This is a genomic window from Acidovorax sp. SUPP2825, from assembly GCF_030158995.1.
GTDB lineage: Bacteria > Pseudomonadota > Gammaproteobacteria > Burkholderiales > Burkholderiaceae_C > Paracidovorax.
In genome coordinates this window covers 117,528-125,576 of record NZ_BQXK01000014.1, presented here as the reverse complement: position 1 = coordinate 125,576, position 8,049 = coordinate 117,528, and the positions used below count along the sequence as shown (strand labels likewise).

Sequence of the window (8,049 nt, the reverse complement as noted above, 5' to 3'; positions counted from 1 at the left end):
CGGGTGCAGCTCGAACTGCCAGTAGTTCACACCCACCATGTAGACCAGCGTCTCCACGCCCGACGCGGCCGCTTGCACCGAAGCCGGGTCGTCGGGATTCCAGGTCACGATGTCGGCCAGCGGATCGGCGCCGAAAGCCTGGCTCAGGCTGGCGCGGCTCCGGCCGACGACGCGATAGGGCTGGCCTTGGGCGCGAAGCGCAGCGGCGATGCTCTGTCCAATGGCGCCTGCGGCGCCGAAGAGTGCGATGGGGGGCATGGTGGTGTCCTGCTGAATCGTGGACCGCCGGTGCTTCAGCGGTGCGAGCCTGCAGTTTGCGAGCGGGGTGGGTAAAAGAAAATTGCCTAAAATCGCATCCCCACTATTCATCAATGCATACCATGGCCGATCCCGAACCGAGTTGGGAGTGGTACCGGACCTTCCTGCAGGTACTGGAAACCGGTTCGCTGTCGGCGGCCGCCCGGGCGATGGGCTTGACGCAGCCCACCGTCGGCCGCCATGTCGACAGCCTGGAAAACGCCCTGGCATTGAAGCTGTTCACGCGCTCGTTCGATGGCTTCAAGCCCACCGAAGCCGCGTTGGAGCTGCAACCCTATGCGGTCGGCCTGGCGTCCACCGCGGCTGCGCTGCGCCGCGTGGCCAGCAGCCATGGATCCGGCGTGCGCGGCACGGTGCGCCTCACGGCCAGCGAGATCGTCGGGGTCGAGGTGCTGCCCCCGATTCTGTCGGCCCTGCGCAGCGCACACCCGCAACTGATCATCGAGCTGGTGCTGTCGAATGCGGCGGACGACCTCCTGCACCGGGAAGCCGACATTGCCGTGCGCATGTTCCAGCCCACGCAGGAGGCCCTGGTGGCCAGGCGCATCGGCGCCGTGCGACTGGGGCTGTATGCGCACAAGCGCTATCTGGCGGCCCACGGTGTGCCGAAGTCGATGGACGACCTGGCCGGCCACGCGATGATCGGGTTCGACCACGAGACGCCCTTTCTGCGCAGGATGCAGGCGCAATTCCCGGTGTTCGCTCGCCCCGGGCTCGCGTTTCGGGCAGACAGCGATCTGGCGCAACTGGCAGCGATCCGGGCAGGCTTCGGCATCGGCGCTTGCCAGGTCGGGTTGGCGGCCCGGGACAAGTCGCTGGTGCGCGTGCTCCAGCCGGTGTTTTCGCCCGCGCTGGACACCTGGATCGCCATGCATGAAGACCTGCGCGAGAGCCCGCGCTGCGCTGCCACCTTCGCCGCGTTGGCGGCGGGCCTCACGCGCTACACCCAGAGCGGCTGAAGCGGTCCGCCCACGAAGCGCGCTGCGGGGCCGCCCGCGCAGAGGCATGGGCCTTCTACCGGGCTTCAATCCGGCGCCTTGTAGACCAGCACCTTCAGGGCCCGCTCCGCCTGCACGTCCGCGAACACCGCGGGGTTGGTCAACCGTTCCACCAACGCCAAGTCCGGCGCCAGCGCCTGCATCTGCCCTTGCAGGAAATCCAACCCCAACTCCGGCGCATTCAGGCACAGCAGCGCATGCCCGCCCGGTGCCAGCAGGTCCGGCAGCCGCCGCATGAGCCGCGCGTAGTCCTTGGTGGCGACGAAACTGCCCTTCTGGTAGCTGGGCGGGTCCACGATCACCAGCCCGTAGGGGCCGCCGCGCGTGATCTTGCCCCAGGTGCTGAAGATGTCATGGGCCAGAAAGCCTGCGCCCGTGGTCAGTCCATTGAGTTGGTGGTTCTGCTGCCCGATGGCGATGGCGCCGTGGCTCATGTCTACGTTCACCACCTGCCGGGCGCCCGCCTGCAGTGCCACCACCGAAAACGCGCAGGTGTAGGCGAACAGGTTCAGCACCTTGGCACCGCGCGGTTCGCGTGCCAGGTGCGCTGCGACGCATTGCCGAACCCAGCGCCGGCCTTCCGCCATGTCCAGGAACAGGCCGTGGTTCTGCCCCTTGAGCACATGCACGCGAAAGCGCGCGCCCTGCTCCGTGACCACATGCGGGTCCGGCACGGCGCCCGCCATCAGGCGGGTTTCTGCGCGGCCCTGCACGCGCAGTTGCTCGTGACGGCACTGGAACACCCAGTTCAGCGGCTCGCCCGGCGCGATCGCCTCCCATCGGCGTTGCAATGCGGCGCCGATGGTGGCGAGGTCTTCTTCGGCCACGGGCAGAAAACTGGTGAGCACGAAGACCGGCGGGTAGGCGTCCAGCGCCCAATGTTCGCAGCCGGGAAACCGGCCGCCGCGTCCGTGGAAGATGCGCTGGGCGTCCGTGGGAAAGGCCATCGTGGCGATGGCGTCGAGCAAGGGTTGCATGGTGCGATTGTGGCAAAAAAGCCGCCCCCGAACGCCCGCCAGCGCTTGATCCTTCAGCTTAATTTGCTATTAATTCAATAGCAAATCGGCGCCATGCCACCCTGTGGCGCCGGGGTGGCTTCATTCAATCACCCGACTCGGGCCGGGGCCCATTGAGCACGGCTTGGGTCCACGCAGGATCGGTCGGGCGGATCCAGCCATCCTCCTCGGTCTGGGAATGCGGATTTTCAATAATCTTTTCATCCCGCTCCCACTTCTGCATTTTCTCCATGAATTTTTCGGGGTATGCGGTGGCCTGGCAAGCGACATTCACCCAGGGATCGCACACCGCGAGATGTTCAGGCCACTGCTCCATCCGGGCAGGCAGTCCGGCCGGGTCCGGAAGGTCGCCGATCACGGCGAAACTGTGCGCGTCAGTGCGCGCCACACATGCCGCCATCCCTCTCTCGGCCGCGATGTATTTCGCTGCACTGGCCAACTCGCCACAGTTGTGTCCACGGCCCTCCCACAAGGCTCGCTTCAGATTGAAGACATTCCTCGGCGCGCGAATGGCATCGATCTCGTCGGCGGCCGCCTGCATGCGGGCATTTTCCAGCGCGTCGCTTTTTCTCAAGCTGGTCTTGTTGGAGGATTTGAAATTGTCTTTTTTATAGATTTCTTCTTTGATTCTGCGAAGCGCATATTGGGCTGTCGACAGATTGGAGTCGATATTCATTGATATTGGGTCGGAGTTTTTTTGATTATGAAAGGACGAATATTCGACCCCGTTTGTCATGCGAAGTAGAGGGGGGTCGAACGAACCCCAGGCATCGATGCTGCCGCATCCCGCATCAAAAGGCGCGCCCATGAAAAAACCGCGCAGTCCTCCCGGATCCTGCGCGGCTGCGCTGCTTGGCAGACGCCTGGTTCGGCCGGATCAGTCCACCGACGCGCCGGACTGCTTGACGGCCTTGCCCCACTCCACGATTTCGCGGGCGACGAACTGGTCCATGGCCTCGGGCGTGCTGGGCGACGGCTCGGAGCCGCGGTCGCGGATGAACTTCTGCATCTCGGCGCTGGAGAGAATGTCCACCACCTCATGGTTCAAGCGGTCCACGATGGCACGCGGCGTGGCCTTGGGTGCCATCAGGCCCAGCCAGCCCACGGCTTCGAAGCCCTTGAACTCCGGCAGGCCGGTTTCGGCAATCGCCGGCACGTTCGGCAACTGGCTGGAGCGCGTGGCAGAGGTGACGCCCAGCGCAACGGCCTTGCCCGCCTGGATGTTGGCCAGGCCCGCCGTCACCGAATCCACCATCAAGGGCACCTGCCCGCCGATGAAGTCGGCCTGCGCCGGCCCGCTGCCCTTGTAGGGAATGTGTTCGATCTCGATCCTGGCACGCGCCTTGACCATCTCCCCGCTCAGGTGCTGCGTGCCGCCGATGCCCGCGCTGGCATAGCTCAGCTTGCCCGGCTCGGCCCGGGCCTTGTCCACCAGGTCCTGCATGGTCTTGATGCTGGACTGCGGATGCGCCAGGAACACCAGCGGCACCTTGGCGACGAGGCTGATGCCCTGCAGGTCCTTGCGCGGATCGAAGTTGACCTTGCGGTACAGCGTCTGGTTCACCGCCATCGCGCTTCCGGCCATCACCAGCGTGTAGCCGTCCGCCTTGGCGCGCACCACCTGCTCGGTGCCGATGTTGCTGCCCGCGCCGGCCTTGTTGTCCACCACCAGCGGCTGCCCCAGGCGGGTGCCCAGCTTCTCGGCCAGCGCCCGGGCGAAGATGTCGGTGGCCTGGCCGGGCGGAAAGGGAACGACCAGGGTGATGGGCTTTTCGGGCCAGGCCGCCATGGCGGCGCTGGACAGCGCCAGCAGAACGGCCGGCGCGCAGAATTTCAATCGCATGGGGAAAGGTCTCCTGTGGTGGATTCGAGTCCATCGCAGCGCGTGACGGCAAGTGCATTGTTGCGCCGGGCCCGAACTTCGACCCATGATAGGCCGCCGCGGGCGGCCCCTCGGCGCCCACGCCCCGGCCAATCGCGACCTTCCGGCCCATGAAAAAAGGCAGCCGAAGCTGCCTTGCGTGATAAGGGCGCCGCGCAGTGGCGCCGAACTCACTTCTTTTGCGGCGGCACGTCCGTGCAGGAGCCGTGCGCGATCTCGGCCGCCATGCCGATGCTTTCGCCCAGCGTGGGGTGCGGGTGGATCGTCTTGCCGATGTCCACCGCGTCGGCGCCCATCTCGATCGCCAGGGCGATCTCGCCGATCATGTCGCCCGCATGCGTGCCGACCATGCCGCCGCCCAGGATGCGGCCGTGGCCATGGGCCTCGGGCGAATCGTCGAACAGCAGCTTGGTCACGCCTTCGTCGCGGCCGTTGGCGATGGCACGGCCGGAGGCGTTCCAGGGGAACAGGCCCTTCTTGACCTTGATGCCTTGCGCCTTGGCCTGGTCTTCCGTGAGGCCCACCCACGCCACTTCGGGGTCGGTGTAGGCCACGCTCGGGATCACGCGGGCGTTGAAGGCGGCGGCGGCCAGCTCCTTGTTGCCCTGCAGTTCGCCGGCGATGACTTCCGCCGCCACGTGCGCCTCGTGCACCGCCTTGTGCGCCAGCATGGGCTGGCCCACGATGTCGCCGATGGCGAAGATGTGCGGCACGTTGGTGCGCATCTGGATGTCCACGTCGATGAAGCCGCGGTCGGTGACGGCCACGCCGGCCTTGTCGGCACCGATCTTCTTGCCGTTGGGCGTGCGGCCCACGGCCTGCAGCACCAGGTCGTACACCTGGGGTTCCGGCGCGGTGCCGCCCTCTTGCGCCGCGGCGAACGTCACCTTGATGCCCTCGGGCGTGGCTTCGGCGCCCACCGTCTTGGTGTTGAGCATGATGTTGTCGAAGCGCTTGGCGTTCATCTTCTGCCAGATCTTGACGAGGTCGCGGTCAGCGCCCTGCATCAGTCCGTCCATCATCTCGACCACATCCAGGCGCGCGCCGAGCGTGCTGTACACCGTGCCCATTTCCAGGCCGATGATGCCGCCGCCCAGGATGAGCATGCGCTTGGGAACCGACTTGAGTTCCAGCGCGCCGGTGGAGTCCACCACGCGCGGGTCCTTGGGCATGAACGGCAGGTGCACGGCCTGCGAGCCGGCGGCGATGACGGCATTCTTGAAGGCGATGACCTTCTTGCTGCCGGTCTTCTCCTGGCCCGTGGCGCCCGTGGTCTCTTCCACTTCGAGGTGGTTCGCGCCCACGAACTGGCCCACGCCGCGCACGGTGGTCACCTTGCGCATCTTGGCCATGGCCGCGAGGCCGCCCGTCAGCTTGCCGATGACCTTTTCCTTGTGGCCGCGCAGCGTGTCGATGTCCACCTTGGGCGCACCGAAATCGATGCCCGCCGCCTTCAGGTGGCTGACCTCGTCGATCACCGCCGCCACGTGCAGCAGCGCCTTCGACGGGATGCAGCCCACGTTCAGGCAGACGCCGCCCAGGGTGGCGTAGCGCTCGACCACGATCACCTTGAGGCCCAGGTCGGCCGCACGGAACGCGGCGCTGTAGCCGCCGGGGCCACCGCCCAGCACGAGCACGTCGCAATCCAGGTCGACCGTGCCGCCGTAGCTGGCCGCCGGAGCGGTTGCTACGCTTTTTGTAGCGCCATGCCCTAGTGTTGATTGTGCTGGAGCCTGTTTTGGCTCGGAAGCTGCCGCAGGCGCTGCTGCAGGTGCAGGCGCCGCGGCCGGCGCGCTGGCGGCGTCGGACGCCTCCAGCGTGAGCAGCACGGAGCCTTCCGCGACCTTGTCGCCGATCTTGACCTTGAGCTCCTTCACCACGCCGGCATGGCTCGACGGGATTTCCATCGATGCCTTGTCGGACTCCACGGTAACCAGGCTCTGCTCGGCCTTGATGGTGTCGCCGGGTTCCACCAGCACTTCGATCACGCCCACTTCGGCGAAGTCGCCGATGTCGGGCACCTTGATGTCGATCACTGCCATAGGGGATGCTCCTTTACAGCAGGATGCGGCGGTAGTCCGCCAGCACTTGGCCGAGGTAGGCGTTGAAGCGCGCGGCGCTGGCGCCGTCGATCACGCGGTGGTCGTACGACAGCGACAGCGGCAGCACCAGGCGCGGCACGAAGGCCTTGCCGTCCCACACAGGCTTCATCTGGCCCTTGGAGAGGCCGAGGATGGCCACTTCGGGTGCGTTGATGATGGGTGTGAAGTGCGTGCCGCCGATGCCGCCCAGCGAGCTGATCGACATGCAGCCACCCTGCATGTCGGCCGCGCCGAGCTTGCCGTCGCGGGCCTTCTTGGCCAGTTCGCCCATTTCCTGGCTGATCTGGAGGATGCCCTTCTTGTCGGCGTCTTTCAGCACCGGCACCACGAGGCCGTTGGGCGTGTCCGCCGCGAAGCCGACGTGGTAGTACTGCTTGTAGACGAGCGTGTCGCCGTCCAGGCTGGTGTTGAACTCAGGGAATTTCTTGAGCGCGGCCACCACGGCCTTGATGACGAAGGCGAGCATGGTCACCTTCACGCCGGACTTCTCGTTCTCCTTGTTGGTGGAGACGCGGAAGGCTTCCAGCTCGGTGATGTCGGCCTCGTCGTTGTTGGTGACGTGGGGAATCATCACCCAGTTGCGGTGCAGGTTGGCGCCGCTGATCTTCTTGATGCGCGACAGGTCCTTGCGCTCGACCGTGCCGAACTTGGCGAAGTCCACCTTCGGCCAGGGCAGCAGGTCCAGCCCGGCACCGGAGCCGCCACCACCGGCCGGGGCCTTGGCGGCCTGGGCCTTGGTCTGGGTGGCGCCGCTCATCACCTGCTTCGTGAAGGCCTGCACGTCGTCCTGCGTGATCCGGCCCTTGGGGCCGGAACCCTTGAGCTCTTCGAGGGGCACGCCGAGTTCGCGGGCGAACTTGCGCACCGAGGGGCTGGCGTGCGGCAAGCCGACGGGCGCGGCGCCCGGGGCGTGCGGCGCGGGCGCTGCAGCCGGCTTGGCGCTGGCCTGGGGCGCAGCCTCTTCGGCGGCCGATGCTTTCGGCTCGGCCTGCGGTGCGGGGGCCGCAGCAGCAGACGCAGGGGCCGCAGCCGCCGCGGGGGCTGCACCTGCGGCGCCTTCCATGATCGCCACGAGATCGCCCACGTTGAGCTTGTCGCCGATCTTGACCTTGAGTTCCTTGATCACGCCGGCCGCGGGCGACGGGATTTCCATCGAGGCCTTGTCGGATTCGACGGTGAACAGCGACTGCTCGGCCTTGACCGTGTCGCCCACTTTGACGAGCAGTTCGATGACGGCCACGTCCTTGAAGTCGCCGATGTCGGGCACGTGCACTTCCACCGGGCCCGACGCTGCGGGAGCGGGTGCCGGAGCGGCGGCAGGCGCCGCAGCCGGGGCGGGCGCGGGGGCGGCCGATTGGGCAGCGCCCTGCCCGGCCTCGGCCTTCGCTGGGGCCGGCTTGGACTCGGCAGCGGCCCCATCGGCGGCTTCGACCACCACGATGACCGAGCCCTGCTTGACCTTGTCGCCAACGGCGACCTTGAGTTCCTTCACCACGCCGGCGTGGCTCGACGGGATTTCCATCGAGGCCTTGTCCGATTCCACCGTGATGAGCGATTGCTCGGCCTTGACCGTGTCGCCGGGCTTGACCAGCAACTCGATCACGCCCACTTCGTCGAAATCCCCGATGTCCGGGACCTGGATATCTACCAATGCCATGTTTATGCCTCCTGCCGAGCCGCCTCAAAGGAGGCATGTGCCCCCTTGGGGGGCAGCGAATGAATATGAGCGTGGG

7 protein-coding genes are annotated in these 8,049 nt (G+C 66.6%); 1 reads left to right on the top strand and 6 read right to left on the bottom strand.

Annotation, left to right across the window (positions count from 1 at the left end):
• The coding region (locus AVAK2825_RS17900; RefSeq protein ID WP_284401346.1) for an NAD-dependent epimerase/dehydratase family protein at nucleotides 1–258 on the bottom strand (258 nt) is incomplete at its 3' end.
• A gap of 122 nt (nucleotides 259–380) precedes the next feature.
• On the opposite strand from AVAK2825_RS17900, the gene AVAK2825_RS17895 reads away from it, so the two are divergent.
• Nucleotides 381–1,277, top strand: a complete 897-nt coding sequence (locus AVAK2825_RS17895; RefSeq protein ID WP_284401344.1) for a LysR family transcriptional regulator — start codon at nucleotides 381–383, stop codon at nucleotides 1,275–1,277.
• A 65-nt stretch (nucleotides 1,278–1,342) separates the two neighbouring features.
• Here AVAK2825_RS17895 and AVAK2825_RS17890 read toward each other — a convergent pair whose 3' ends face one another.
• The 5 genes from AVAK2825_RS17890 to aceF form a co-directional block, all read right to left on the bottom strand.
• A complete protein-coding gene (locus AVAK2825_RS17890; protein WP_284401341.1) occupies nucleotides 1,343–2,293 on the bottom strand; it encodes a class I SAM-dependent methyltransferase in 951 nt (316 codons plus the stop codon).
• Between the two features lie 124 nt (nucleotides 2,294–2,417).
• The gene (locus tag AVAK2825_RS17885; protein ID WP_284401339.1) at nucleotides 2,418–3,008 is read right to left on the bottom strand and encodes a hypothetical protein; all 591 of its coding nucleotides are present in this window, start codon (nucleotides 3,006–3,008) and stop codon (nucleotides 2,418–2,420) included.
• A 201-nt stretch (nucleotides 3,009–3,209) separates the two neighbouring features.
• Nucleotides 3,210–4,175, bottom strand: a complete 966-nt coding sequence (locus AVAK2825_RS17880) for a tripartite tricarboxylate transporter substrate binding protein (RefSeq protein ID WP_284401337.1) — start codon at nucleotides 4,173–4,175, stop codon at nucleotides 3,210–3,212.
• 209 nt (nucleotides 4,176–4,384) lie between these two features.
• Nucleotides 4,385–6,256, bottom strand: coding sequence for a dihydrolipoyl dehydrogenase (gene lpdA / locus AVAK2825_RS17875; RefSeq protein WP_284401333.1), 1,872 nt, complete (start codon nucleotides 6,254–6,256; stop codon nucleotides 4,385–4,387).
• A 13-nt stretch (nucleotides 6,257–6,269) separates the two neighbouring features.
• A complete protein-coding gene (gene aceF, locus AVAK2825_RS17870; protein ID WP_284401330.1) occupies nucleotides 6,270–7,973 on the bottom strand; it encodes a dihydrolipoyllysine-residue acetyltransferase in 1,704 nt (567 codons plus the stop codon).
• Between the last annotated feature and the right edge of the window lie 76 nt (nucleotides 7,974–8,049).